Here is a 24,252-nt window from a genome sequence, read left to right as displayed (position 1 = left end):
ATCTCCGCTCGGTGGGGTGTGCTAGCCCAGGTCACCGCCGGCGACGGGCAGTACCGTCCCGGTGATGTAGGTGGCCTCTTCGGAGGCGAGGAAGACGATCGCGGCGGCCTGCTCGTCGAGCGTGCCGTACCGCTTCATCAGCGAAGAGTCGACGGTCTGGTCGACGATCTGCTGGTACCAGGCCTTTTCCTGATCGGTGTCCGCGCCGGGACCGCGGGGAACGCGTCGCGCGGGTGCCTCGGTGCCCCCGGGGGCGGTGGCCACCACACGGATTCCGTACCGCGCCGCTTCGAGCGCGAGGGACGCGGTGAGCGCGTTGACTCCGCCCTTCGACGCCGCATACGGCACGCGGTTGACGCCCCGGGTGGCCACCGACGACACGTTGACGATGGTGCCCGACTGCTGCGCGATGAGGTGGGGGAGAACGGCGCGGCACGTCCACAGCGTCGGGAAGAGTGAGCGCTGCACCTCCGCCTGGATCTGCTCGGCGGTGTAGTGCTCGTACGGCTTGGCCCAGATGGTGCCGCCGACGTTGTTGATCAGCACGTCGAGCCGGCCGTGCTGCTGGCGCGCCTCGTCGATCGCCGCCTCGGCGTCGGCGAACTGCTCCAGGTCGGCGGTGATGCTGTGTGCCTCGGTGCCGTTCTCCCGCAACCCCTTCGCCACGTCGTGGACGAGTTCGGCCCGGTCGATGAGGATCAGCGACGCGCCCTCGGCCGCAAGGCGGGTCGCGACCGTCAGGCCGATGCCCTGCGCTGCGCCGGTGACGGCGACGACCTTGCCGTCGAACCGGTGCGGCGTGACGAATCCACTCATGCGACGGCACTCCTCTCGATGGCGCGGCACATGGTGGCCTTCGCGTGCGCGCTGTGGCTGACGATCAGGTCGTGGGCAGCCGCCCGGTCACCCTTCTCGAACGCGGTGACGATGTCGAGGTGGTCGTGCTGGATGTGCTCGTCCACCCAGTCCGCGGTGCGGAGCACCTTCGTCATCAGCTGCGTGACCTCGAGGCGGTTGTACGCCTCCAGCAGTACGTCGTTGGCGGTGCACCGGAACAGGAACTCATGGAACGAGGCGTTGGTGTCGGTGAACGCGCCCGCGTCCGTGAAGTGGTCGTTCTCGATCGATTCGCACGAGGTCTCGGCGAGGATCCGGTACTCGGACAGCTGTTCCCGCGTCATCCGGCCGATGGTCAGTTCCATCGCACCCAGCTCGAGCGCCATGCGGGCGTCGAACTGCGCGTCCGACTCGGACAGCGGCTGGTGCTCCTCGCCGATCTCGTACACGGGAGCGGCGTCGACCAGTTCGGCCACCTCTGCTTCCGGCGCTGCGGCCGCCGCCGATCCACCCGGTGTCGCCGCGTTGTTGAACTTCTCGAAGTAGAAGTTCGCCGGTGTGATGCCCTCCGACTTCAGGTGGTCGCGGACGGCCTCGACCATCGGCGGGGGACCGCACAGGTACACGTCCACGTCGCCGTCGTTCAGGTGGGCGGGCTCGAACAGGCCGGTCACGTACCCCTTGTTCGGTGCGCTGCTCGCCGGGTCGGACACGCAGTAGTCGAACGTGAACTGCGGCAGCGACTTCGTGTATTCCTCGAGCTTGTCGAGTTCCACCAGGTCCGCGTCGGACGACACTCCGTAGATCAGGTGCACGGGGTGCTCGGCGGCGTCGGCGCGCATCTTGTCGAGGATCGACAGCAGCGGGGCCAGACCGGTGCCGCCGGCGAGCAGCAGGGCGCGGCGCTTCTGCTCACGCAGGAAGAAGCTCCCCATCGGGCCGGTGAACTCGAGGGTGTCGCCGACCTGGGCGCGGTCGCGGAGGTATTCCGACATCAGGCCGCCGTCGGTGATCTTGACCAGGAACGATAGTTCCTTCGACGTGGGTCCGGTGCTGAACGAGTACGAGCGTGTCGCCTCGGTCCCGGGAACGGTGATGTTGACGTACTGGCCGGGCAGGAAGACGAGGTCGTCCCGGTTCGCGATCTCGATCGTGAACCCGATGGTGGTGTCGGAGAACTTCCGGATCTCCGTGATCGTCGACGTGAACGTGCCCGCGGCAGTCTTGGCGACATCCGACGTCGTCGGGATCTGCAGCACCAGATCGCTTTCCGGCATCATCTGGCACGGAAGGCAGTAGCCCTGCTCCGCCTCGTCGTCGGTGAGTGCTTCCTCGATGTAGTCGCCGCCGTCGTACGTGCCGGATTCGCAGAGCGACTTACAGGTGCCGCACGCCCCGTCTCGGCAGTCGAGAGGAATGTTGATGCGTGCGCGGTAGGACGCGTCGGCGACCGTCTCGTCGCCGTCACACTTGATGAAGCGGGTGATCCCGTCCTCGAAACTCAGTGCAACTTGGAAAGTCATGGAAAACAGCTCGATTCGCGAAGAATGGAAAGAGATCAGATGTGATAGATGTCGACCACGTGGTGGATGTAGTCGTTCTTGAGCACGACCTTCTTCTTCATGATCAGAGGCTGCTCACCGGAGAAATCGATGGTGTAGAACGAGTTCCCGAAGTACGTGTCGACCGTGTTGTACCGGAAGTACAGCGTGAACCAGTTGAACCGGACGTCGACGACGTCGCCGCGACGATCGACGACCTCGACGTTCGAGATGTTGTGCCCGGTGCGCGGTTCCGGAAGGCTCGTGGCGCTCGACCGGTCGGTCTTGATGCGGAACACCCGGTCCTCGATACCGCCGCGGTTGGCGTAGTAGATCAGGGAGATCTCGGTCATCGGGTCGGTGGTCAGTTCACCGTCGTCGGCCCACGCCGGCATCCAGAATTCGGAGTCGGGGTGATAGCACTCGATCCACTTCTCGAACTCGCGGTCGTCGAGGTAGCGGGCCTCACGGTAGAGGAACTGCTCGATGTCGTGCTGGGTGACGGTGCTTTCGGCTACTGCAGTCATGGTGATCGTCTCCCTCAGCGGTTGGTCGCGGCAACGTCGGCGTCGAGTGCCTTGGTGAGCGCCTGCACCCAGTAGCCGTGCTGGATCGGGTAGAGGCCCTCGTCCTCGGTCTTCACGCCGCTGGAGATCGGGTTGATGCCGATCTTCTTGGCGTCCTCGTCGGGGCCCTGGAGTTGGTGGGTGACACCGCGGCTGAGGTCGTTGAACGGTGCGGCCCCGGCCTGGTACGTCTTCTGGCAGGAGCGGAACTCCTCGAGATCGTCCGGGGTGGCCATGCCGGTGGCGTTGAAGAAGTCCTCGTACTGGCGGATGCGGGCGGCGCGTGCCGTCCGGCTCTCACCCTTCGGGGCGATGCAGTAGATGGTGACCTCGGTCTTGTCGACGGAGATCGGACGGAAATGCCGGATCTGCGAACCGAACTGGTCCATCAGGTACACGTTCGGGTACAGGCACAGGTTGCGCGACACCCCGATCATCCAGTCGGCGCGGTCCTCGCCGTACTCGGCGACCAGTTCGTCGCGACGCTCGTTCAGCGGGCGGTTGGCAGGGTCGGCCCACTTCGTCCACAGCAGCAGATGGCCGTTGTCGAACGAGTAGTAGCCGCCCTGCTGCTTCGACCACTTGCCGGCGTCCATCGCCTTCGTGGCGTTGGTGGACTCACCGGATTCGCGCCGCGATGTGGTCGCGGCGTAGTTCCAGTGGGTGGCGGACACGTGGTAGCCGTCGGCGCCGTTCTCGGTCTGCAGCTTCCAGTTGCCGTCGTAGGTGTAGGTGGACGCCCCGCGCAGCACCTCGAGACCGTCGGGCGACTGGTCGACGATCATGTCGATGATCTTCGTGGTGTCACCGAGGTGTTCCTCGAGCGGCGGGACGTCGGCGTTCAGGCTGCCGAACAGGAATCCGCGGTAGTTCTCGAATCGCGCGACCTTGGTGAGGTCGTGGGAGCCGTCCTTGTTGAACTGTTCCGGGTACCCGGCCTCGCGCGGGTCCTTGACCTTGAGGAGCTTGCCGGAGTTGTTGAACGTCCAGCCGTGGAACGGGCAGGTGAACGTGGTCCGGTTGTCCGTCTTGCGCCGGCAGAGCATCGCGCCCCGGTGGCTGCACGCATTCACCAGGGCGTTGAGTTCGCCCTCCTTGTTGCGGGAGATCACGATCGGCTGGCGGCCCATGTACGTGGTGAAGTAGTCGCCGACGTTCGGGATCTGGCTCTCGTGGGCCAGGTAGATCCAGTTGCCCTCGAAGATGTGCTTCATCTCGAGTTCGAACAGGTCCTCGTCGGTGAATACGCTCCGGCGCACCTGGTAGCGGCCGGTTTCCGCGTCCTCGATGAGCGCGTCGGCCAGCTTGGCGCGCACGTCCTCGGACGGCGCTGTGTATTCGGACGGCGCTGTATACAGGGTTTCAGTCATGGGATCCTCCAAGATCTCCGGGGGCTTGCGCCCTGCGAGGGCGCCCGGGTCCGGCAATGGATTCCACTCTTGCAGCCTGTGCGCTGCATCACACTAGGCATTTACCGAGTACTGACTAGGACGTGTTCGGCATCCGCACACCGGGGTCCCGAGGGCCCCGGTGTGCGTCGGAGCCGTGATCAGACGGCGGACGTGAACTTCTCCCGGAAAATCCGCCGCGGAGCCATCCGCCTGCGCTTGAACGCCTTGATGCCGGCGTCGACCATCGCGGGCGGCCCGCACAGGTACCCGGAGTGGCCGCGACAGGTGTCGAAATCCTCCACGAACGCATCGGTGACGTAACCGGACCGCCCGGACCACGTCTCGTCGCTCAGGCACGGAACGTATCGGAAACCCGGGTGCTCTCGCTCCCATTCCCGCAGCAGGTCGACGTCGTACAGGTCGGCTTCCCCGCGCACGCCGTGGTACAGGTGGACCACGCGGTCCGGCTCCGACGTGAGTGCCTGGCGAGCTATCGATTTCAGCGGGGCGAGTCCGGTTCCGCCGCCGAGCAGGATCATCGGACTTTCGTCCTCCGGATCGAGCCGGAAGTCGCCGAGCGGGCCCACCATGTCCACGCGCTCACCGACGGACATCGAGCCGAACACCCAGCCGTCCGTCGCCGCGCCACCCGGCTGCCTTCGGATGTGGAACTCGAGCAGTTTCGACTCGCCCGGCGTGTTCGCCATCGAGTACTGGCGACCACGGCCGGTGCCGGGTATCCGAAGTTCGACGTACTGGCCCGCCGAGAATTCGAGCGGGCCGTCGAGCGTGACGAGAACGCGCCTCGTGTCGCGGGCGATGTCGTCGATCGCGCTCACGGTGCCGACGAGGTCCCGCAGTGCGTGGATGTCGCCCGCGGGCGCCGCGTCCAGGCGTTCGACCACCGCGTCGCTGCACGGGGTCGCCTGGCAGGCCAGCGCGAACCCCTGCTCGCGCTCGGCCGGGGTCAGGGTGTTCTCGGGCGACGGTCCGTGGTCGACGGTCCCCGACACCACCCGCAGCTTGCACGTCCCGCACGTGCCCTGATTGCACGAGTTGGGCATCCACACGCTGCCGCGGAGGAATGCGTCCAGTATCGGCTGGTCGGGTCGGCACTCCACGCTGTCGGTGCCGACCGAGACGGTGAAGGTCACGGCTACACCTCCCACGTGGTCCGCAGTGCGGTCGGACCGCGGAAACCCCAGCCCCAGAACTCGACGTCCGCACCGGCGTCGCGTTCGAGGTTCGGGATCGCCTCGAACAGCTCCTCCAGGCCGATCCGGCACACGTGGTTGGCGAAGTAGATGCCCGCACACGCGTGGTTGCCGGAACCGAACGCCAGGTGGGGGAGCGGGGGACGCGTCATGTCGTAGTCGGTGGGGGCGTCGTAGACGGCGGTGTCGTGGTTGGCCGAACCGTAGGACAGCAGCACGACGGATCCCTCGGGCAGGAACACGTCCCCGAGCGTGACGTCCCGGGTGCTGATGCGGGCGGTGGCGGACCATATCGGGGAGGTCCAGCGCATTCCCTCGGAGATCGCCCGCGGAATCAGGGCGGGTTCGTCGACGACGGCCTCCAACTGCTCGGGGCGGGTGAACAGACCCACGAGCGTCGACGCCATGCCGTGTCCGGGTTCCTGCATCGCGCCCAGCAGGTAGACGAACAGGGTGGGGTAGATGTACTCGCGGTCGCGGACCTGCCCCTCGGGCATGCCGTCGTGCAGCCAGTGCGAGATGGCGCTGTCGTCGGGGTCGACGATCCACTTGTCGATGAGCGGATCGACGACCGCGCGGATCTCGGCCTTCGCCTCGTCGCCCTGCACGAACCCTTCCGGGTTCGTGAATTCTCCGTTCGCGTCGACGCCCGCGTTGGTGAAGGAGTTGGACAGCCGGTGGAACCAGTCGCGCAACGTGTCCGAGCTGACGTCGTTCAGGCCCAGCAGATCACCGAGCGCGCGCACACTGACCGGCTCGCAGTACTGCGACACCAGATCGGCCTTTCCGTCGTTCTCGAACTGTTCCACGTAGCGTCGCGCGATGGGCCGGACGAGTCCGTCGACCCACCGATCCACCTCCGACGGTTGCAGCGCGGGGTCGACCATCGACCGGAGGTCGCGATGGATCTCACCGTTGACCCCGATCACCGCCGGGTGGCCGAACGTGCGTCCGCCGGCCTTCGTGATGATCCCCTCGAAGTCGGGGCTGTTGGCTATGGTGCGGCACAGGTCGGCGGTGGTCGCGACGAACGAACCGAGGACCGGGACGTACGCCAGCGGTGCCTCGGCGCGCAGCCGTTCGTAGACCGGGTACGGGTTGCGCTCGAGTTCCGTCATCGTGATCTCGTCGATCCAGGACAGCGTGGCGGTCATGTCAATTCTCCTCTTCCGAAACAGCTTTCGTGGCCGTGGCGTGTGGGGGAGAACGTATTGCGCAGGCCGGCGGGCCGTCTAGCCGATCTGCGCGGGGTCTGGACGATGTGCGCGACAAGTTGTGACCGGCATCTCAGTTATCCTCGACTCGGAGTCCCGGCGCAGCTTGAATGGGTCGGAAGAGATTCTTCAGCGAGGCAGGTGCATGACGATGGCATCGACGATCACCGAGACCCGGGACTGGGATGCGGCGTCGAGAGCGGTGGCCGGTGCGTATTTTCCGCATACGCTGACCGACCTGTCGTCGGGCGGTGCGATGACCTTGTCGATGCGGACCGTCGACTTCGGTCCCGTCACCCTCGGCAGGCTCGGCTGGGGCGCGGACGTGTCGATCGAATGCGACTATCCGGGCGCGTACGAGGTCAACATCCCGCTGTCCGGTTCGCTGGAGTCCTGTTCGCCGGGCGGCACGGTGGTGTCGCGTCCGGGGCAGGCGACCGTCTTCCGGGCGGACGAGCCGACCCTGATCACCCGGTGGAGCGGCGATTGCTCGGTGCTCGGCGTGAAGTTCGACGGCGATTACCTCGAGCAGGAGGCCGACCGGATCCTCGGCTCCGACTTGCGGCCCGGGTTGTCTCTCCCGGCGCAGCTCGATCTCACCGGTGCTGCGGAAAACAGCTGGTTCCGCCTGGTGCGCTCACTGACCGCGCAACTGCGGGAGCCGGCCGACCTCCTCGCGAACCCGGTGGTCGGCCCGCAACTCGCCGGCGCGATCACGTCGGCGTTCGTCCTCGCCGTCACCCCGGACGGCGAGACCTGCCCGAGCGCCCCGCGACCGCGGATCGTCAAACGGGTCCTCGACGGACTCCACGACGACCCGGCCCGTGCCTGGACCGCGGCCGACATGGCCGAGTTGGCGGGTACCAGTGTCCGCCGGTTGCAGGAGGGGTTCCGTCAGTATGTCGGGCGCAGCCCGTCCGAGTGCCTCCTCGACATCCGGCTGAGTCGCGCCCATGACGACCTGAAGGCGCGGGGTTCGAGTGTCACCGTCTCCGAAGTCGCTGCGCGGTGGGGTTTCACGCACGCGGGCCGGTTCTCCGCGGCCTACCGCCGGAGGTACGGCAAATCCCCGTCAGAGCTGATTCGCTTCTGACGGGGAGTGCGCGTATGTGACTACTTGTTACCGAAGTACGAGACGTCGTCGTTGCCGACCAGGTCGGGCACCGTCCAGCCGTCGAGGTCGTACTCGGACAGGCACTGCTCGGCGAAGCCCTTCATGGAGGCGACGTCGCCACGGTTCTCGGCGGCGAACAGCAGTTCGGCCTTGACGTTTTCGTGGTTGCCGGAGTAGTTGCGCTCGTACAGTTCGTGGCGGCCACCGAACTCGCTGCCGATCGAATCCCACAGCGCCTTCATGATCTTGACGCGTTCGACGGCGGTCATGCCGTCGGAGCCGCGGACGTACTTGTCGAGGTACGGGCGCACGTCGGGGCTCTTGAAGTCGCGGGCGCTCGAGGGCAGGTAGATCAGTCCGGACGCGACGTCCTGTTCGATGATCTCCTTGATCCGCGGGTAGCCCTGGATCATGAACATGCGGTACGTGAGACCGTATTCGAGCTTGGGGATGACGGTGTCGCCGATCCACGGTTCGGGGTTGCGTGCCATGGATTCGGTGAGTGACCAGAACAGGTTTCGCCAGCCGATCACTTCACCGACGCGGGTCTGCACACCGCGGAAACCGCCCGCCCCGGTGGCGTCGAGCGCCTTCATCAGCATGCCGGCGATGAAGTCGAGCTTCACCGCGAGACGGGTGCAGCCCTGGAACGTGAAGCGGGGCAGGAAACCCGACTGCGGGAAGAAGCCGTTGATCTTGTCCACGTCGCCGTACATGAAGACGTTCTCCCACGGCACGAGCACCTTGTCGAAGATGAAGATGGTGTCGTTCTCGTCCATCCGGCTCGACAGGGGGTAGTCGAACGGGGTGCCCATGACGGCCGCGTTCTGGGTGAATGAAGACCGGCAGATCAGTTTCACGCCCGGCGCGTCCATCGGGACGGTGCAGATGAGGGCGAATTCCTTCTTCTTGATCGGCAGCCCGTAGTGCGCGATGAAGTTGTAGTTGGTGATCGCCGATCCGGTGGCGACGACCTTGGCGCCGGAGACGATGAGGCCGGCGTCGGTTTCCTTCTCCACCTTCATGAACACGTCGCCGACCTCGTCCGGCGGCAGCTGGCGGTCGACGGGCGGGTTGATGATCGCGTGGTTCCAGTACAGGACCTTCTCCTGCGATTCCTTGTACCAGCGTTCGGCGTTGTCCTGGAACGGCGAGTACAGCTCCTTGTTCGCGTGCAGGGTGCCGAGGAAGGACGCCTTGTAGTCGGGGCTGCGGCCCATCCAGCCATACGTCATCCGCGCCCAGGTGGCGATGGCGTCGCGTTCCTTCAGCAGGTCGTCGGAGGACTTCGGTGCCTTGAAGAACGGCATCGTCACGCCGCCGTTGCCGGTGTCGGTGGAGGTGGTGACCTTCTCGACGTGCTCACCGGTGTGCATCGAGTCGTAGAGGCGGGCGGTCATCCGGATCGGGTTGCGGAACGCCGGATGCGTGGTGACGTCCTCGACACGCTCGCCGTGCAACCAGATCTCGCGGTCGTCGCGCAGCGACTCGATGTACTCGTCGCCGGTCATCGGGCGGGTGGCGAAGTTCGCGGTGCGGTTGGCCTCACAGTCCGCGGCGGGGTTGACCTTCGTCGGGTCGAGCGCGGTCTCGGGTGCGCTTTCGGTGGTGGTCATGTCGGAAGTCCTTTCGGATCAGTGGGTGGGCTGGAGGTGGAACGGGGTGAAGGAGGTGCTGGAGTCGAACCACCCGTTGTGCGGATCGTCCATCGATCCGTTCCACGCGGCCGACGCGGACGGCGAGCCGAGAGCGTGGAAGGTGCTCCGGTAGAACAGCAGCGGATCCTTGCCGCTGGATTCGGCGGCGACGATCTCACCGATGAAGATGATGTGGTCGCCGCCGTCGTACTCCGCCCACGGCTCGCAGGACAGCGTGGCGGCGGCGCCGCAGATGATCGGGGCGGTCGGTCCGTCGGCCCACACGGGTTCGGGATTCTGCGGGCGCCCGGCGAAATGCATCGCGGTGTCCACCTGGTCCGCGGCGAGGATGTTGACGGCGAACGGCGACTTGCTCAAGTAGTTGCAGGCCTTCGACTTTCGGGTCAGGGTGACCTGGCACAGTCTCGGCTCGATCGAGACGGCGGTGAAGGCGGTGACCGTCGCCCCGTGCGGCAGGCCCTCGGAGTTGGCGCACGTGATGACCGTGACTCCGCTGGCAAACTGCCCGAAAATGTTCCGGAGTTCGCGCTGCTCCATGTTCGGAGCCTCCCTTCCTGTCCGGGCGCTGTTGAGGTACGGACGAACGTACGACCGGGGGAACGGGGCGTCGATCCGCTGAGCGCGGAGGTGATCCGCTTTGCGCGGCGAGTTGGGGCGGGGGCCTCGATTGCATTGCGGAGTGTGCGCGGTCACACTGGTGCCATGTCGGCCACGTCGAAGATTTCCCGCCCCGAGGATTGGGACGAGGCATCGCACGTCGTGTCGGACGTGTACTTCCCGCACACCCTCACGCCGCTGAGCAGGTCGAAGGCGACCAATACGGTCGCGGAGGCCGTGGAGCTGGGCCCGGTGAAGATCACGCACATCGGCTGGGGTGCGGACGTGTCGATCCGGTCCGACCACCCCGGCGCGTACGCCGTCAACGTCCCGCTGTCGGGGCACCTGGAGTCGGTGACCGGCAGGAACGAGGTGCTCTCGGCGCCGGGTTCCGGGACGATCTGCCCGCCCGACACGTCGACGCTCATCACCAACTGGAGCGAGGAGTGCTCCATCATCGGGGTCCGCGTCGACCGGGACCACCTGCACCGGGAAATGTCGCGGATCCTCGCCCGGCCCGACATCCGGCTCCCCCCGCAGATCGATGTGACCACGGAGAACGGCGCGAGTTGGCTCGCTCTGGTGCGGTCGCTGCTGAACCAGATGCTGGAGTCGGACGGGGTGCTGAACAACGCGCTCGTCGCGGAGCAGTTGTCGGGTGCGGTCACCACCGCGCTCGTGCTCGCCGCGGTCCCGGACGACGGGGCCGGAGTGGGGTGCGCGCGTCCGCGGATCGTGAAGCGGGTGGTCGACGAGATCCACGCCGACCCGTCCCGCGCCTGGACTGCGGCCGACATGGCCGAGGTCGCCGGGGTCAGCGTGCGCCGGCTGCAGGAAGGGTTCCGCGACTATGTCGGGGTGAGCCCCCGCGACTACCTGCTGGACGTGCGACTCGAACGCGTGCACGACGACCTGCTGCGGGCAGACAGCCAGGTCACCGTCGCCGACGTGGCGATGCGGTGGGGATTCACCCACACGGGCCGGTTCGCCGCGGCGTTCCGCAAGAAGTACGGGACGGCGCCGTCCGAGGTCCTGCGGGGCTGACGGCTCGGGCTCAGTCGACGTAGGAGAAGATGGTCGCCATCCCGGCGGCAAGGTGATAGTCGTTGTGGCAGTGCGTGATCCACTGCCCCGGGTTGGTCGTGTCGATGTCGGCGGCGACGGTCTGGCCGGGGAGCACGATCACGGTGTCCTTCCGCGGCCCGGAACCGTCCATCCGGGCCACCGCGAACGTGTGCCCGTGCAGGTGCATGGGGTGCCACATCATCGTCGTGTTCGTGTAGACCAGCCGAACCCGCTGATCGGAGTGCACCGTCAGGGGTGTGTGGTCGGGATACGCCTGGCCGTTCACCGTCCACGTGTATTTCTTCATGTCGCCGCCGAGCGACGCCTCCAGGGTGACGGCCGGGTCGAGAACCGGTAGTCGGGCAGCCTCGGTGGCACTCAGGTCGGCCACGGTGAGCGGCGGTGCCGCGAGCTCGGCGGGGAGCACCGAAGCATCGGGGGCCACGCCGCCCCCGGTGCGGACCACCGCGAATCCCTGCGCGCCCTTCGCGTCGGCGACCGCGACCAGTGGGAACACCCCGTCCCGCAGGGTGACGACGGCGTCGTACCGTTCGCCCATCCCGATGAGGACCGAGTCGGTGACGACCGGTTCGACCGGGAACCCGTCCGTGTCCGTGACGGTCAGCCGGTGGCCACCCAGCGCGACCCGGAACGCCGTGTCGTCGCCGGCGTTGATCAGCCGGATCCGGGCGCGCTGCCCCGCGCGCGCCGTGAAGACCACCGGGTCGGCGGGAGGTCGGCCGTTCACGAGGTACACCGGATACCGCACGTCCCCGGCGTCGCCGCCGAGCGCGGCCGACGTCATGTCGGGGCCGGGCATCGGGGACATTCCGCCCCTCAGCTCGTCGAAGACCTGCGTCGGTGTGCGCTCGGTCAGCCAGTCGGACAGCACGACGACGAACTCGGCGTCGTAGTCCGCGGGTGCTCCGGGGTCGTCGACGATCAGCGCGCCGTACAGGCCGCGACCGCGCTGGAGGTCGCCGTGCGTGTGATACCAGTACGTTCCGGGGTCGGGCGGGATGAAGTCGTAGACGAACTCTGTGTCCGCCGGGATCGGGGCCTGGGTGACGTCCGGGACCCCGTCCATGTCGTTGCGGATGGCCAGCCCGTGCCAGTGCACCGTCGTCGGGTCCGGGAGTTGGTTGCGGAACCGCACCTGGACGCGATCGCCGACGTCCGCCCGCAGGACCGGGCCCGGCAGTTGCGTGTTGTACAGCCACGCCGCGGTGCGCGTCCCTGCGAGGTCGACGTCGGACTGCGCCGCGGTCAGTTCGTAGGCGACCGGTCGACCGCCGGGAAACCGCCGCGACTCGGCCTCGGCGAACGCCCGCACCTGCGGTGAATCAGGGCCGACGGGAGAGTCGGTGTCTTCGCTCGACGAGCAGGCGGCGGTCAACCCGAGCACGGCTGCGCTCGCACCCCAACGCAGGACGTCTCGTCGCGACAGCTGGATGTCGAGCGCCCGGAACCCGGTCATCTCCCGCTCCTTCCGCGGGTAGACGCTTTCCCGTGACGCTACTCGGCCGGGTTACGCAAGGGCGCCGATTCGCGCGCGGTCGCGGAGGGCGATGAGTTCGCGGGCGTGCGCCTCAAGCTTGCGATCCTCGTCGGACTGCGGAACCCATTGCCGCGCAGCCGTCGCCGCGCCGGCGTCGTCCACAGCGGCGACGACGGTGAGGCAGTGGGTGGTGAGGTTCATTTCCCGCGTGCGCGGGTCGCCCGATCGCACGTGCACCGAAATGTGCATGGTCTGCGCGCCGGTGTGCAGCAGGCGGGCGTCGACCTCGACGACGTGCCCGATCTGGATCGGACGGTAGAACCGGACACCACCGGCGTACACGGACACGCACGGGGTGCCGTTCCACGACGTGCCGCACAGGTAGGCTGCCTCGTCGATCCAGCGCATCACGGTGCCGCCGTGAGTCTTGCCGCCCCAGTTGACATCGGTGGGCGCGGCCAGGAAGCGGGTCAGTGATTCCGGTGCGGTGCCCGCGTCGGTGTAGCTCTGCTTGCTCATCGCCTCTTCGATGTCGGCCCGCAGGCCGATGCGCATGACGGCCTCCTCGGCCTCGGCGCGGTCGGCGGCGGTGACGGGCTTCCACGGCGGTACGGTCGTCGGTTTTCCGGAGTCGTCGACGGCCACGAAGATGATCAGGCAGTTGCTGGCCTCGGTGAACTGTCCGGTGCGAGGATCGGCGGACGACACCGTGCACTGGATGTGCATGCTGGAGCGCCCGGTGTGAACGAGCCGTGCCTCGACCTCGACGAGGTGTCCGGACTCGATGGACCGGGTGAATTTGATGTTTCCGACGTATGCGGTGACGCAGTAGCTTCCGCTCCAGCCGACCGCGCAGGCGTATGCGGCCTTGTCGATCCATTCGAGGATGCGGCCGCCCTGGACCGCACCTCCGAGTGTCGCGACCTCGGTGGGTGCGGCGAGGAAGCGGAGGGTGATGCTGCGGGGAGGGGTGGTCATCGATGTGTTCCTCGGGTGTTCGACGTGGCCGGCGCGAGGGCGCGCACCGGGGTACGGCGAAACGTCGTTGTCCGCCGGTGGCGGGGAAATTATCCCACAGTTGCCTCGTACCGACGCGTTCGCGATGTGAACGGACCGCAGTTGACGAACGTGTGTGACAGCGCGCACACTCGATCGGGACCGCAGAGCGTTCTGTGTGTACGCACAGCGTGCATGAGTGATCGGATCAGGTGATGACCTCAATCTCGACGACGGCCGCACCACGGGCTTCCCTCGACTACGTGGACCGGGAGTTCTACCTCCCCGCGCAGCGGGTGCTGCCGTGGACCGCGAACCTGGCGGCACTTCCCGGCGAACCCGGGTCGCCGCTGCGGGTGACGGGTGTTGTCCGGTCCCGCACCGGCGAACCGCTGTCGGGTGCGGAGATCGAGATCTGGCACGCGGACGCCGACGGATGCTATTCCGGGTACTCCGTGGAGATCCTGCGCAACAACCTGCGCGGCATCGTCGTCACGTGCGCGGGTGGTCGCTTCGACATCGCGACGGTGCAGCCCGCACCGTGCGAATTCTCCAGTGCCCGAGGCGATGCCGCCGTGGGCCATCTCAACGTGGTCGTGCACGCCCGCGGCCACCTGCCGCGCGAGACGCGCTTGGTGCCGACGCCGGACGCATCGCGGGAAGTGGGTGAGTCCGCCGTCGAGACGTTCGTCGACGTCGATGCCGGCGGTGCGGTGTCCTGCGACTTCGTGCTCGATCCGATCCGATCGGCGTGCGGCCCTCAGCCGGCGTAGCCCATATCCGCACTCAGGGCGGCCGCGGCGGCGAGGACGCACGGAACGGCCTGTTCCCGGAACTGCGCCGGAGTGTTGCGTGCCGACGAGGTGGAACACGCGACCACGCCGACCACCGCGCCGCCGGCGTCGCGGACCGGTGCGGCGAGCGAGATCAGCCCCTTTTCCAGTTCCTCGGCCGTCAGTGCGAAGCCCTGCTCCCGGACCTTCGCGAGTTCGCGGTCGAGTTCGGCTGCGGAGCCGATGGTCTCCGGCCCCAGTTTCTGGAACGTCGACTCGGCGACCACCCGCTCGACGACGTCGGCGGGAGCCCAGGCGAGGAGGGCGCGGCCCATCGAGGTGGCGTATGCGGGGACGCGGGTGCCGACCGAGACGTTGATGCTCATGATCCGTCGAACGGGCACGCGGGCCGCGTACACCACGTCGGCGCCGTCGAGCACGCCGAGGGACGCGGACTCCTGCGTCTTCTCGGCCACCTCGAGCAGTCGCGGCATCGCGGCCTCGATCAGCGCGTGCGACTCCGAGTAGTGCTGGCCGATGCTGAGCACGCGCGGGGTGAGCGACCACCGGCCTCCGGAGCCGGCGACGTATCCCAGCTTCTGCAGGGTCAGCAGGATCCGGCGGACCGCGGGGCGCGACAGCCCCGCCTCCGTGGCGAGTTCGGCGAGCGTCGGGTTCGGGCGCTGGGCATCGAAGGCGAGGAGCACCGCGAAGCCGCGCTCGATGCTCTGGATGTAGTCGCGGTCGTTCTCGGTCATGGCGGCCTCCACCAGGGATTCTCGTGCATATCCGGACTCGGGGTTGACATTTCAATGTGACTGCGCGCACAGTAGTGGTGTACGCACAGCGTGATGTTAGTACGCATAGCGTACATGCGCAAGACCCTCCGGCGCGTGATCACCCACCGCGTCGCCCAAAACTCGATAACAGCCCCGTCCGAATCCCTCCAGCCCAAGGAGAAAAGATGACCACCACCGAGAGCCCCACCGCAGCCGGTTCCGGCACGGCCGCCACCGACAAGTTCAAGGCCGAACGCGTCACCGCCGACACCTCGCCCGAGCGGCTCGCGGCGATCGCGAAGGACGCCCTCGGCGCGCTCAACGACGTGATCCTGAAGCACGGCGTGACGTACCCCGAGTACCGCGTGTTCAAGCAGTGGCTCATCGACGTCGGCGAGGGCGGCGAGTGGCCGCTGTTCCTCGACGTGTTCATCGAGCACTCCGTCGAAGAGGTCCTCGCCCGCAGCCGCAAGGGCACCAAGGGCAGCATCGAGGGCCCGTACTACATCGAGAACTCGCCCGAACTGCCCTCGAAGTGCACCCTGCCGATGCGTGCCGAGGACGAGAAGATCACCCCGCTCGTCTTCGCCGGTCAGGTCACCGACCTCGACGGCACCGGCCTCGCGGGGGCGAAGGTCGAACTGTGGCACGCCGACAACGACGGCTACTACTCGCAGTTCGCACCCCACCTGCCCGAGTGGAACCTGCGCGGCACGATCATCGCCGACGACGAGGGTCGCTACGAGATCACCACGATCCAGCCGGCGCCCTACCAGATCCCGACCGACGGCCCCACCGGTCAGTTCATCGAGGCGCAGGACGGCCACCCGTGGCGTCCCGCGCACCTGCACCTCATCGTGTCGGCGCCCGGCAAGGAGTCGGTCACCACGCAGCTGTACTTCAAGGGCGGCGAGTGGATCGACAGCGACGTCGCTTCGGCCACCAAGCCGGAACTGATCCTCGACCCGAAGACCGGCGACGACGGCAAGAACTACGTCACCTACAACTTCGTGCTCGACCCCGCGTGAGCCGTTCCACCCGTACAGAAAGTGATCCGATGACCGACCTGTCGATCGTCTCCGTCGAAACGACGATCCTCGATGTGCCGCTGGTGCGTCCCCACAAGTTCGCCACCACGTCGATGACCGCGCAGCCGCTCCTACTGGTCGCGGTCGAGACCGCGGGCGGCGTGACCGGCCACGGCGAGGGCGTCGTCCCCGGCGGCCCCTGGTGGGGTGGCGAATCGGTGGAGACGATGCAGGCGATCATCGAGAAATACATCGTCCCGGTCCTGCTGGGCCGGCGTGTCGACGAGATCACCGGCATCATGTCGGACATCGAAAGGGTGGTCGCGGGTGCACGTTTCGCGAAGGCCGCCGTCGACGTCGCGCTGCACGACGCCTGGGCGCGCAGCCTGGGTGTGCCCGTGCACACGCTGCTCGGCGGGGCCTTCCGAAAAGGCGTCGACGTCACCTGGGCGCTCGGCGCCGCACCCGCCGAGGAGATCATCGAGGAGGCCCTGGGTCTCGTCGAGTCGAAGCGGCACTTCAGTTTCAAGCTGAAGATGGGCGCGCTCGACCCCGCCGTCGACACTGCGCGAGTGGTCCGGATCGCCCAGGCGCTCGAGGGCAAGGCCGGCGTCCGGATCGACGTCAACGCCCGATGGGACCGGCTCACCGCGCTGAAGTACGTACCCCGCCTCGTCGACGGTGGCGTCGAGCTGATCGAGCAGCCCACACCCGGTGAGCAACTCGAGGTCCTCGCCGAGCTGAACCGCCTCGTCCCCGTCCCGGTGATGGCCGACGAGAGCGTCCAGACTCCGCACGACGCCCTCGAGGTCGCCCGGCGCGGCGCCGCCGACGTCATCGCGCTCAAGACCACCAAATGCGGTGGCCTCGCCAAGAGCCGCGAAGTGGTCGCCATCGCGAAGGCTGCCGGAATCGCCTGCCACGGCGCCACATCCATCGAAGGTCCGATCGGCACCGCGGCGTCCATCCAGTTCGCCTGCGCCGAGCCCGGCATCAACTTCGGCACCGAACTGTTCGGGCCCCTGCTGTTCAGCGAGGAACTGCTGCAGGAACCGATCCGCTACGCCGACGGCCAGGTCTCCCTGCCCGAAGGACCCGGACTCGGAGTCGAGCTCAACATGGACGCAGTCAAGACCTGGACCAGGAACTAGAGGAGGACACCACCCGATGGCACTCTTTCACGTGCGCATGGACGTCGCCATTCCCCGCGACCTCGACCCGAAGGTCCGGGACGAGACCATCGCCAAGGAGAAGGCCTACTCGCAGGAGCTTCAGCGCTCCGGCAAGTGGCCCCAGATCTGGCGGATCGTCGGGCAGTACAGCAACATCAGCATCTTCGACGTCGAGTCGGCCGACGAACTGCACGAGATCCTGTGGAACCTTCCGCTGTTCCCGTACATGAAGATCGAGATCATGCCGCTCACGAAGCACGGTTCCGACGTCAAGTAGGCGGCGGAGCCGCCTACTTCTGTTGCGCCAGCAACCGGTCGACGGCCCGCACGCTGAGCACGTGGTCGAGCGCCATGGTGGCGCTGCCGACGACGCCCGACAGTTCCCCGTGCGTCCAGGGGAGGATCTGAAGCTGTTGGGTGGCCACGGCGATCGCATTGCCGTAGAGGGTTTCGCGTAACCCGGCGACGAACGTGTCGTACGCCTGCGCCATGTCGCCGCCGACGATCACGACCTCCGGGTTGAGGAGGTTGATCGCTCCCGACAGGACCTCGCCGATCTGCCGCCCGCTCTCGCGGATCATCCGCCGGGCCTCGGCGTCCCCGGCGAGGGCGAGGGTGATCACGTCGCGGATGTGGGTGACCTCGCGTCCCTGCTCCTGCAGGTTGCGGACCAGTGCCCACCCGCCGGCGACGGCCTCGATGCATCCCACATCACCGCAGCGGCACACGACCCCTTGTGCCGCTGCGGTTTTCGTGTGCCCGATCTCGCCCGCAGCGCCCAGGGCGCCGCGTTGCAGCACGCCGCCGGACACGAGGCCGGCGCCGAGCCCGGTCGACGCCTTGATGAGCAGCATGTCCGCGAAGTCGCGGCGTTCCCCGCGCCGCTCCGCCAGCACCATCACGTTGGCGTCGTTGTCGACGAACACGGGCGCGTCGGTGACGTCGGCGAGGAACGGCTGCAGCGGGACGCCGTCCCAGCCCGACATCATGGGGGAGTTCAGGCTGCACCCGCGTTCGGTGTCGACGGTGCCGGGGAGGCTGATCCCGATCCCGACCGTCCGGCCCGCGGTCTCGCCCAGCCCCTCGCGCAGCGCGAGGAGGCGCCTGGCGATGACGGGCATCAGCTCGGCCGGGCTCGTGCCGATCTCCTGCTCCACGTCCTCGGCGACGATGACGTCGCCCGCGAGGTCGCAGATGGCCAGCTGGGTGCGGCTCCGGCCGATGGCGGCCGACAGCACCACACCGGCCCGCACGTGAAACGAGAGTTTCACCGGCGGGCGCCCGCCGGTCGAGACGCCTTCTTCGCGTTCGACGACGAGCCCCGACGCCTGCAGTGACGACACCCGCGCCGCGACGGCCGTGCGGGACAGTCCGGTGAGGTTGCCGATCTCGGTGCGCGTGGTGGCTTGTCCTGCGCGAATGAGGGCGAAGACGTCGCCGCCCGTCGCCGGGGAGGTCGTCGAGCGAGGCGTCCGCATGCAGGCCATTCAACCAACCGGACACGCGTCTGACAACGTAAGGTTCAGATCTTTGTTCGTCGAAATACTTAAGTCTGTATTGATCGAAAGCGAAAGGTCGCCTACTCTCGTCTGTGATGGCCCACACATCCGGCTTTCAGAGGGAGATGACATGTCACCAGCGACCACCGTGGAACCGTGCGATTTCGTCGTGTTCGGCGGCACCGGCGACCTGGCGGTTCGTAAGCTGCTTCCCGCGCTCTACCTGCGCGACAGGGACGGTCAGCTGCCCGCCGAAACCCGCGTGATCGGTGCCTCGCGAGCCGGTCTCGACACCGACGGCTACCGCGACAAGGTGCGCGGAGAACTCGCGCGGTTCGTCTCCGGCGATCAGCTGGATTCGGACACCTGTGAGCGATTTCTCAATCGCCTCGAATACGTCACCGTCGACGTCGCCGACCCGGCGAACTGGGCGGGCCTGCAAGACTGTCTCGCCGACCGGGAGGGCGCCATCCGGGTCTTCTACCTGGCGTGCGCCCCCGGCCTGTTCGGGCCGATCTGCGAGAACCTCGCCCTGAACGGTCTCGCCGACGCGCAGTCCCGCGTGGTGCTGGAGAAGCCCATCGGCCACGACCTCGCCTCGGCCCGCGCCGTCAACGACGCGGTCGGCGCTGTGTTCGAGGAATCCCAGATCTTCCGCATCGACCACTACCTCGGCAAGGAGAGTGTCCAGAACCTGCTGGTCACTCGATTCGCCAACACGTTCCTCGAGCCGCTGTGGAACTCCTCGTCGATCGACCACGTGCAGATCAACGTCGCCGAGTCGCTCGGAGTGGGCAGCCGCGGCGGCTACTACGAGTCGGCGGGCGCGCTGCGCGACATGCTGCAGAACCACCTCCTGCAGCTGCTCTGCCTCGTCGCGATGGAGCCGCCCACCTACGTCGACCGCGAAACCGTGCGCGACGAGAAGCTGAAGGTGCTCCAGGCGCTCAAGCCGATGAGCCCGCAGGACGTCGAACGCTGCACGGTCGCAGGCCAGTACGGCCCCGGGCTGGCGGACGGCAAGGCGGTGCCCGGATACCAGGACGACGTCGAGAACCCGGACAGCACCACCGAGACGTTCATCGCCGTCAAGGCCGAGATCCAGAACTGGCGGTGGGCCGGCGTGCCGTTCTACCTGCGCACCGGCAAGCGCATGGACCGCCGCTGCTCGGAGATCGTGGTGCAGTTCAAGCCCGTCCCGCACCCCATGTTCCCCGGCAGCGAGGGCCACAGCGAGCCCAACCGCCTGGTCATCCAGCTGCAGCCCCACGAGGGCATGCGGTTGCACATGACGGCGAAGGAACCCGGCCCCGGCGGCATCCGGCTCAAGCCGGTCTCGTTGGACCTCAACTACATCGAGACGTTCAAGCGTCCGTCGCCCGACGCCTACGAGCGGCTGCTGATGGACGTGGTCCGGGGCAACCCGACCCTGTTCATGCGCCGCGACGAGGTGGAGGCCGCCTGGGAGTGGGTCGAGCAGATCCTCGTCGGCTGGGAGAAGTCCGAGCGCGGACCCCGCCGGTACCCGGCAGGCACCAACGGACCCACCGACGCGACCATCCTGATCGAGCGCGACGGCCGCGCCTGGCACGAAGGAGTTACCGCATGACCGACGCGCCCACACCCACCGCCGACATACACCCCGTCCTCGCTGCCGTCACCGAACGCATCATCGAGCGCAGCAAACCCGAGCGCACGGTCTACCTCGACCGGATGCGGCAGGCCGCCGACCGCGGTCCCGCGCGCGGCAAGCTGGCCTGCGCGAACCTGGCGCACGGGTTCGCCGCGTCCGGCCCGGCCGACAAGAAGGCGCTGCGCGCGTTCGTCAAGCCCAACATCGCGATCGTCTCGTCATACAACGACATGCTGTCGGCGCACCAGCCGTTCGAGCACTTCCCGCGGCAGCTGAAGGCCGCGGTCATGGAGGCCGGCGGCATCGCCCAGTTCGCGGGCGGCGTCCCCGCGATGTGCGACGGCATCACCCAGGGCCGCGACGGCATGCAGCTGTCGCTGTTCAGCCGCGACGTGATCGCGATGGCGACGGCGATCGGCCTGTCCCACGACATGTTCGACGGCGCCCTCATGCTCGGCGTGTGCGACAAGATCGTTCCCGGAATGCTGATCGGCGCACTCGGATTCGGCCACCTGCCGACGATCTTCGTGCCCGCCGGGCCGATGACGTCCGGTCTGCCCAACAACGAGAAGTCGCGCGTCCGCCAGCTGTACGCGGAGGGCAAGGCCACCCGCGAGGAACTGCTCGACGCCGAGGCTGCGTCGTACCACGGCGTCGGCACCTGCACGTTCTTCGGCACGGCCAACTCGAACCAGCTGCTCATGGAGGTCATGGGCCTGCACCTGCCCGGATCGAGCTTCGTGAACCCGGGCACCCCGCTGCGTGAGGCCCTCACGTGGGAGGCGGGAAAGCGCGTCGCCGGACTCACCTCGCTCGGTGACGACTACACACCGGTCGGCGAGGTCGTGGACGAGAAGGCCGTGGTCAACGGCTGCGTCGCGCTGCTCGCGACCGGCGGTTCGACCAACCACACGATGCACCTCGTGGCCATCGCCCGCGCCGCGGGCATCATCCTCACCTGGGACGACCTGGCGGAGCTGTCGGCCGTCATCCCGCTGCTCGCCCGGATCTACCCCAACGGCTCGGCGGACGTGAACCACTTCCACGCGGCCGGCGGCCTCGGCTACGTCGTGTCGTCGATGCTGGACGCGGGACTGCTGCACGAGGACGTGAAAACGGTCGTCGGCGCCGGACTCCGCCGGTACACCGAGGAGCCGAAGCTGTCCGGCGAGGGCGTCGAATGGCAGCCCGGAACGCCGATCAGCCACGACACCAGCGTCCTTCGCGGTCCCGAGGAGCCGTTCGCGGTGAACGGCGGCCTGAAGATGCTGAAGGGCAACCTCGGTGAATGCGTCATCAAGGTGTCCGCGGTCAAGTCGGAGCACCAGGTCGTCACCGGCCCGGCGCGCGTGTTCGACGACCAGCTCGACTTCCTCGCCGCATTCGAGGCGGGCGAACTCGACCGCGACTTCGTGGCGGTGCTGCGCTACCAGGGCCCCCGCGCCAACGGCATGCCCGAACTGCACAAGCTCACACCGGTTCTCGGGTCCCTGCAGGACAAGGGCCGCAAGGTCGCACTCGTGACGGACGGTCGTATGTCGGGTGCGTCCGGCAAGGTGCCCGCCGCGATCCACCTCACCCCGGAAGCCGCGGCAGGCGGACCCCTGGCACGGGTGGTCGACGGCGACGTGGTGACCGTCGACGCCGTCGCCGGAACGGTGAACGTCCACGTCGACGACGCCGAGTTCGCTGCCCGACCGGCAACCGGTCGGGCGCTCGGCGCCGACGAGTGGGTCGGCACGGGCCGCGAACTCTTCGCCGGTCTGCGTGCCGCCGTCGGACCGGCGACCCAGGGCGCCAGCGTTTTCCACCCCCAACCCGTCTAAAGGAGTAATCAGTGACGAACAGCCCCTCCCTCCTCGACCGCGTCCCGGTCATCCCCGTCGTCGTCGTGGACGACCTCGGCGACGCGGTGCCGGTGGCCCGCGCGCTGGTGGCCGGCGGCATCCCCATGATCGAACTGACCCTCCGGACGCCGTGCGCCCTCGACGCCATCAAGGCGATCGCGAGCGAGGTGCCGGAGATCTGCGTCGGCGCGGGCACGATCGTGGAACCGGTGCAGGCCGCGCAGGCGGCCGAAGCGGGAGCGCAGTTCCTGGTCTCGCCGGGCAGCACCGAAACTCTGCTGAAGGCGATGACGGACACCGGACTGCCGCACCTCCCGGGCGCGGCGACCGTCTCCGAGGTGCTCTTCCTGCTCGAGCACGGCTACCGCGAACTCAAGTTCTTCCCCGCCGAGGCGTCGGGCGGCGCGAAGTTCCTCGGCTCGATTCACTCACCCGTTCCGGCCGCGCGGTTCTGTCCCACCGGCGGCATCTCCACGTCGAACGTCGGCGACTACCTGTCGCTGCCCAACGTCGGCTGCGTCGGCGGATCCTGGCTCACGCCCGCCGAGGCCGTGAAGCAGCAGGACTGGGACCGGATCAGCGGACTCGCACGCGAGGCGGCCGCACTCGCCCGGTAACGCGTGAAGCGGCGCGGTACGGTGAATCGTGCGCGACAGTGACAACGGTGATTCCCGGAGGCCGGGTTCTCAGTCCTCGCTGAAATCCGCCAACCAGCACCGTGTGGTCCGCGCGCTCCAGACGTCGGGCGAGCTGACCCAGGCGGAGATCGCGCGTCGCACCGGATTGGCTCCCGCCACCGTCTCCAACATGGTCAAGGAATTGACCGCGGCCGGGATGGTCGCCGTGCCGGGCGGCGACCATCCCGGCCAGCGGGGGCGTGCGGTGCGGCTGACCCGCCGGATGGGCCTCGCGGTCGGGATCGACTTCGGGCACCGCCATCTCACCGTGGCCGTCGCCGACATGGCGCACCAGGTGCTCGCCGAGGAACGCGTCGAACTCGGTGCGGGTCACCGCGCGGAGGACGGTGTGGTGCAGGCGGGCGCCCTGCTCGACGCGGCCCTCGATCGGCTCGGCTGCGACCGCACGTCCGTCCTCGCGGTCGGTATGGGCCTGCCCGCGCCGCTCGAGACCGACACCGGCGAGGTCGGCGCCCCGTCGATCCTGCCCGGCTGGGTCGGTGTCGATGCGGCCGCCATCGCGTCGGAGTATCTCGGCACCACCGTGTACGTCGACAACGACGCGAACCTCGGTGTGCTCGCCGAACACATGTGGGGAGCGGGCCGCGGAACCACCGACCTCGCCTACGTCAAACTGTCCGACGGTGTGGGTGCCGGTCTGGTCCTCGACGGCCGGCTGTACCGCGGAAGAGGCGGCACCGCAGGCGAAATCGGCCACCTGACCCTCGACGAGTTCGGACAGGTGTGTCGCTGTGGCAACCGCGGCTGCCTCGAGACCCTCGTCGCCTCGCACGTCGTGATCGGACTGCTCGCCCCGAGCCGCGGACCCGATCTGAGCATCGCCGACATCGTCGCGATGGCCGAGCGCGGCGATGCCGCCTGCATCCGGGTGCTCGCCGACACCGGGCGGCACGTGGGTGTCGCCGCGGCGAGCCTGTGCAACCTCGTCAATCCCGAACGACTCGTCATCGGCGGCGAACTCGCGCTGGCCGGCGAACTGCTGCTCGGGCCGATGCGTGAGGTCGTCGGCCGCTACGCGGTGCCCAGCGCGGTCCGATCCCTGGACATCCGCGTCGCCGAACTCGGCCCCCGCGCTCAGGTGCTCGGCGCCGTCGCGCTGGGCCTGCGTTCCGCGCTTCCCGCCTGACTGTTC

Annotated in this window: 22 protein-coding genes; 10 read left to right on the top strand and 12 right to left on the bottom strand. The window is 67.8% G+C overall.

The window, feature by feature from the left end:
- Window positions 1-21: 21 nt before the first annotated feature.
- The 6 genes from ROP_RS10455 to ROP_RS10430 all read right to left on the bottom strand — a co-directional run bounded on the left by ROP_RS10455 (window position 22) and on the right by ROP_RS10430 (window position 6,703).
- Window positions 22-816 (bottom strand): 1,6-dihydroxycyclohexa-2,4-diene-1-carboxylate dehydrogenase, encoded by a 795-nt coding sequence (locus tag ROP_RS10455; protein WP_012689304.1) that lies wholly within the window; start codon window positions 814-816, stop codon window positions 22-24.
- Window positions 813-2,360, bottom strand: a complete 1,548-nt coding sequence (benC, locus tag ROP_RS10450; protein ID WP_012689303.1) for a benzoate 1,2-dioxygenase electron transfer component BenC — start codon at window positions 2,358-2,360, stop codon at window positions 813-815. The genes ROP_RS10455 and benC overlap by 4 nt, the downstream gene beginning before the upstream one ends.
- 35 nt (window positions 2,361-2,395) lie before the next feature.
- Window positions 2,396-2,905 carry a benzoate 1,2-dioxygenase small subunit gene (gene benB / locus ROP_RS10445; protein ID WP_012689302.1) on the bottom strand — a complete coding sequence of 170 codons (510 nt, stop codon included), beginning with the start codon at window positions 2,903-2,905 and terminating at the stop codon, window positions 2,396-2,398.
- A gap of 14 nt (window positions 2,906-2,919) precedes the next feature.
- The gene (gene benA, locus ROP_RS10440) at window positions 2,920-4,314 is read right to left on the bottom strand and encodes a benzoate 1,2-dioxygenase large subunit (RefSeq protein ID WP_012689301.1); all 1,395 of its coding nucleotides are present in this window, start codon (window positions 4,312-4,314) and stop codon (window positions 2,920-2,922) included.
- Between the two features lie 179 nt (window positions 4,315-4,493).
- Window positions 4,494-5,489, bottom strand: coding sequence for a 2Fe-2S iron-sulfur cluster-binding protein (locus ROP_RS10435; protein ID WP_012689300.1), 996 nt, complete (start codon window positions 5,487-5,489; stop codon window positions 4,494-4,496).
- A gap of 2 nt (window positions 5,490-5,491) precedes the next feature.
- On the bottom strand, window positions 5,492-6,703 hold the full coding sequence (locus ROP_RS10430) for a cytochrome P450 (protein ID WP_012689299.1): 1,212 nt from the start codon (window positions 6,701-6,703) through the stop codon (window positions 5,492-5,494).
- A 205-nt stretch (window positions 6,704-6,908) separates the two neighbouring features.
- Here ROP_RS10430 and ROP_RS10425 point away from each other — a divergent pair, with 205 nt between their 5' ends.
- The gene (locus ROP_RS10425) at window positions 6,909-7,856 is read left to right on the top strand and encodes an AraC family transcriptional regulator (protein WP_012689298.1); all 948 of its coding nucleotides are present in this window, start codon (window positions 6,909-6,911) and stop codon (window positions 7,854-7,856) included.
- 20 nt (window positions 7,857-7,876) lie between these two features.
- On the opposite strand, the gene ROP_RS10420 is transcribed toward ROP_RS10425, so the two are convergent.
- A complete protein-coding gene (locus ROP_RS10420) occupies window positions 7,877-9,493 on the bottom strand; it encodes a 4-hydroxyphenylacetate 3-hydroxylase family protein (RefSeq protein WP_012689297.1) in 1,617 nt (538 codons plus the stop codon).
- An 18-nt stretch (window positions 9,494-9,511) separates the two neighbouring features.
- A complete protein-coding gene (locus ROP_RS10415; protein WP_012689296.1) occupies window positions 9,512-10,072 on the bottom strand; it encodes a flavin reductase family protein in 561 nt (186 codons plus the stop codon).
- 165 nt (window positions 10,073-10,237) lie between these two features.
- On the opposite strand from ROP_RS10415, the gene ROP_RS10410 reads away from it, so the two are divergent.
- Window positions 10,238-11,176 (top strand): AraC family transcriptional regulator, encoded by a 939-nt coding sequence (locus tag ROP_RS10410; RefSeq protein ID WP_043824542.1) that lies wholly within the window; start codon window positions 10,238-10,240, stop codon window positions 11,174-11,176.
- Window positions 11,177-11,186: 10 nt separating this feature from the next.
- On the opposite strand, the gene ROP_RS10405 is transcribed toward ROP_RS10410, so the two are convergent.
- Together ROP_RS10405 and ROP_RS10400 are read right to left on the bottom strand one after the other, a co-directional pair.
- The gene (locus tag ROP_RS10405) at window positions 11,187-12,674 is read right to left on the bottom strand and encodes a multicopper oxidase family protein (RefSeq protein WP_012689294.1); all 1,488 of its coding nucleotides are present in this window, start codon (window positions 12,672-12,674) and stop codon (window positions 11,187-11,189) included.
- 51 nt (window positions 12,675-12,725) lie between these two features.
- Window positions 12,726-13,673 carry an acyl-CoA thioesterase gene (locus ROP_RS10400; protein WP_012689293.1) on the bottom strand — a complete coding sequence of 316 codons (948 nt, stop codon included), beginning with the start codon at window positions 13,671-13,673 and terminating at the stop codon, window positions 12,726-12,728.
- A gap of 233 nt (window positions 13,674-13,906) precedes the next feature.
- Between ROP_RS10400 and ROP_RS10395 the strand changes: the two genes are divergently transcribed.
- Window positions 13,907-14,464 carry an intradiol ring-cleavage dioxygenase gene (locus ROP_RS10395; RefSeq protein ID WP_043824539.1) on the top strand — a complete coding sequence of 186 codons (558 nt, stop codon included), beginning with the start codon at window positions 13,907-13,909 and terminating at the stop codon, window positions 14,462-14,464.
- Here the strand turns inward: ROP_RS10395 and ROP_RS10390 are convergent.
- Window positions 14,452-15,222: an IclR family transcriptional regulator domain-containing protein gene (locus tag ROP_RS10390; RefSeq protein ID WP_043826422.1), complete on the bottom strand. Its 771-nt coding sequence runs from the start codon at window positions 15,220-15,222 to the stop codon at window positions 14,452-14,454. The two genes, ROP_RS10395 and ROP_RS10390, sit on opposite strands and share 13 nt — an antisense overlap.
- 206 nt (window positions 15,223-15,428) lie before the next feature.
- On the opposite strand from ROP_RS10390, the gene catA reads away from it, so the two are divergent.
- From catA to catC, 3 genes are read left to right on the top strand one after another with little or no spacing between them, the layout of a single operon-like run.
- A complete protein-coding gene (gene catA, locus ROP_RS10385) occupies window positions 15,429-16,271 on the top strand; it encodes a catechol 1,2-dioxygenase (RefSeq protein ID WP_012689290.1) in 843 nt (280 codons plus the stop codon).
- Between the two features lie 29 nt (window positions 16,272-16,300).
- Window positions 16,301-17,422 carry a muconate/chloromuconate family cycloisomerase gene (locus ROP_RS10380; RefSeq protein WP_012689289.1) on the top strand — a complete coding sequence of 374 codons (1,122 nt, stop codon included), beginning with the start codon at window positions 16,301-16,303 and terminating at the stop codon, window positions 17,420-17,422.
- 16 nt (window positions 17,423-17,438) lie between these two features.
- Window positions 17,439-17,720 carry a muconolactone Delta-isomerase gene (gene catC / locus ROP_RS10375; protein ID WP_012689288.1) on the top strand — a complete coding sequence of 94 codons (282 nt, stop codon included), beginning with the start codon at window positions 17,439-17,441 and terminating at the stop codon, window positions 17,718-17,720.
- Between the two features lie 13 nt (window positions 17,721-17,733).
- Here the strand turns inward: catC and ROP_RS10370 are convergent, their stop codons facing one another.
- The gene (locus ROP_RS10370; RefSeq protein WP_012689287.1) at window positions 17,734-18,921 is read right to left on the bottom strand and encodes an ROK family transcriptional regulator; all 1,188 of its coding nucleotides are present in this window, start codon (window positions 18,919-18,921) and stop codon (window positions 17,734-17,736) included.
- A 151-nt stretch (window positions 18,922-19,072) separates the two neighbouring features.
- Here ROP_RS10370 and zwf point away from each other — a divergent pair, with 151 nt between their 5' ends.
- Genes zwf through ROP_RS10350 form a run of 4 tightly spaced genes read left to right on the top strand, consistent with a single transcriptional unit; the run spans window position 19,073 to window position 24,246 of the window.
- Window positions 19,073-20,551, top strand: a complete 1,479-nt coding sequence (gene zwf / locus ROP_RS10365; RefSeq protein WP_012689286.1) for a glucose-6-phosphate dehydrogenase — start codon at window positions 19,073-19,075, stop codon at window positions 20,549-20,551.
- Window positions 20,548-22,401: a phosphogluconate dehydratase gene (edd, locus tag ROP_RS10360; protein WP_012689285.1), complete on the top strand. Its 1,854-nt coding sequence runs from the start codon at window positions 20,548-20,550 to the stop codon at window positions 22,399-22,401. Before zwf ends, edd begins: the two co-directional genes overlap by 4 nt.
- Window positions 22,402-22,412: 11 nt before the next feature.
- Window positions 22,413-23,039, top strand: a complete 627-nt coding sequence (gene eda / locus ROP_RS10355) for a bifunctional 4-hydroxy-2-oxoglutarate aldolase/2-dehydro-3-deoxy-phosphogluconate aldolase (RefSeq protein ID WP_012689284.1) — start codon at window positions 22,413-22,415, stop codon at window positions 23,037-23,039.
- A 28-nt stretch (window positions 23,040-23,067) separates the two neighbouring features.
- Window positions 23,068-24,246: an ROK family transcriptional regulator gene (locus ROP_RS10350; RefSeq protein WP_012689283.1), complete on the top strand. Its 1,179-nt coding sequence runs from the start codon at window positions 23,068-23,070 to the stop codon at window positions 24,244-24,246.
- The last annotated feature ends 6 nt before the right edge of the window (window positions 24,247-24,252 follow it).

It is taken from the genome of Rhodococcus opacus B4 (assembly GCF_000010805.1).
GTDB classification, from domain to species: Bacteria; Actinomycetota; Actinomycetes; order Mycobacteriales; family Mycobacteriaceae; genus Rhodococcus_F; species Rhodococcus_F opacus_C.
Note: the sequence above shows the minus strand (reverse complement) of the source record. Positions and strands in the feature narration are given on the sequence as shown.

Coding starts and splice junctions, on each gene's coding strand:
- ROP_RS10400 (WP_012689293.1), bottom strand. CDS start 13,673: ATGACCACCCCTCCCCGCAGCATCACCCTCCGCTTCCTCGCCGCACCC.
- edd (WP_012689285.1), top strand. CDS start 20,548: ATGACCGACGCGCCCACACCCACCGCCGACATACACCCCGTCCTCGCT.
- ROP_RS10405 (WP_012689294.1), bottom strand. CDS start 12,674: ATGACCGGGTTCCGGGCGCTCGACATCCAGCTGTCGCGACGAGACGTC.
- catA (WP_012689290.1), top strand. CDS start 15,429: ATGACCACCACCGAGAGCCCCACCGCAGCCGGTTCCGGCACGGCCGCC.
- catC (WP_012689288.1), top strand. CDS start 17,439: ATGGCACTCTTTCACGTGCGCATGGACGTCGCCATTCCCCGCGACCTC.
- ROP_RS10420 (WP_012689297.1), bottom strand. CDS start 9,493: ATGACCACCACCGAAAGCGCACCCGAGACCGCGCTCGACCCGACGAAG.
- ROP_RS10410 (WP_043824542.1), top strand. CDS start 10,238: ATGTCGGCCACGTCGAAGATTTCCCGCCCCGAGGATTGGGACGAGGCA.
- benC (WP_012689303.1), bottom strand. CDS start 2,360: ATGACTTTCCAAGTTGCACTGAGTTTCGAGGACGGGATCACCCGCTTC.
- ROP_RS10415 (WP_012689296.1), bottom strand. CDS start 10,072: ATGGAGCAGCGCGAACTCCGGAACATTTTCGGGCAGTTTGCCAGCGGA.
- ROP_RS10370 (WP_012689287.1), bottom strand. CDS start 18,921: ATGCGGACGCCTCGCTCGACGACCTCCCCGGCGACGGGCGGCGACGTC.
- ROP_RS10390 (WP_043826422.1), bottom strand. CDS start 15,222: ATGACCGAGAACGACCGCGACTACATCCAGAGCATCGAGCGCGGCTTC.
- ROP_RS10455 (WP_012689304.1), bottom strand. CDS start 816: ATGAGTGGATTCGTCACGCCGCACCGGTTCGACGGCAAGGTCGTCGCC.
- ROP_RS10380 (WP_012689289.1), top strand. CDS start 16,301: ATGACCGACCTGTCGATCGTCTCCGTCGAAACGACGATCCTCGATGTG.
- ROP_RS10425 (WP_012689298.1), top strand. CDS start 6,909: ATGACGATGGCATCGACGATCACCGAGACCCGGGACTGGGATGCGGCG.
- benA (WP_012689301.1), bottom strand. CDS start 4,314: ATGACTGAAACCCTGTATACAGCGCCGTCCGAATACACAGCGCCGTCC.
- benB (WP_012689302.1), bottom strand. CDS start 2,905: ATGACTGCAGTAGCCGAAAGCACCGTCACCCAGCACGACATCGAGCAG.
- ROP_RS10430 (WP_012689299.1), bottom strand. CDS start 6,703: ATGACCGCCACGCTGTCCTGGATCGACGAGATCACGATGACGGAACTC.
- ROP_RS10395 (WP_043824539.1), top strand. CDS start 13,907: ATGACCTCAATCTCGACGACGGCCGCACCACGGGCTTCCCTCGACTAC.
- zwf (WP_012689286.1), top strand. CDS start 19,073: ATGTCACCAGCGACCACCGTGGAACCGTGCGATTTCGTCGTGTTCGGC.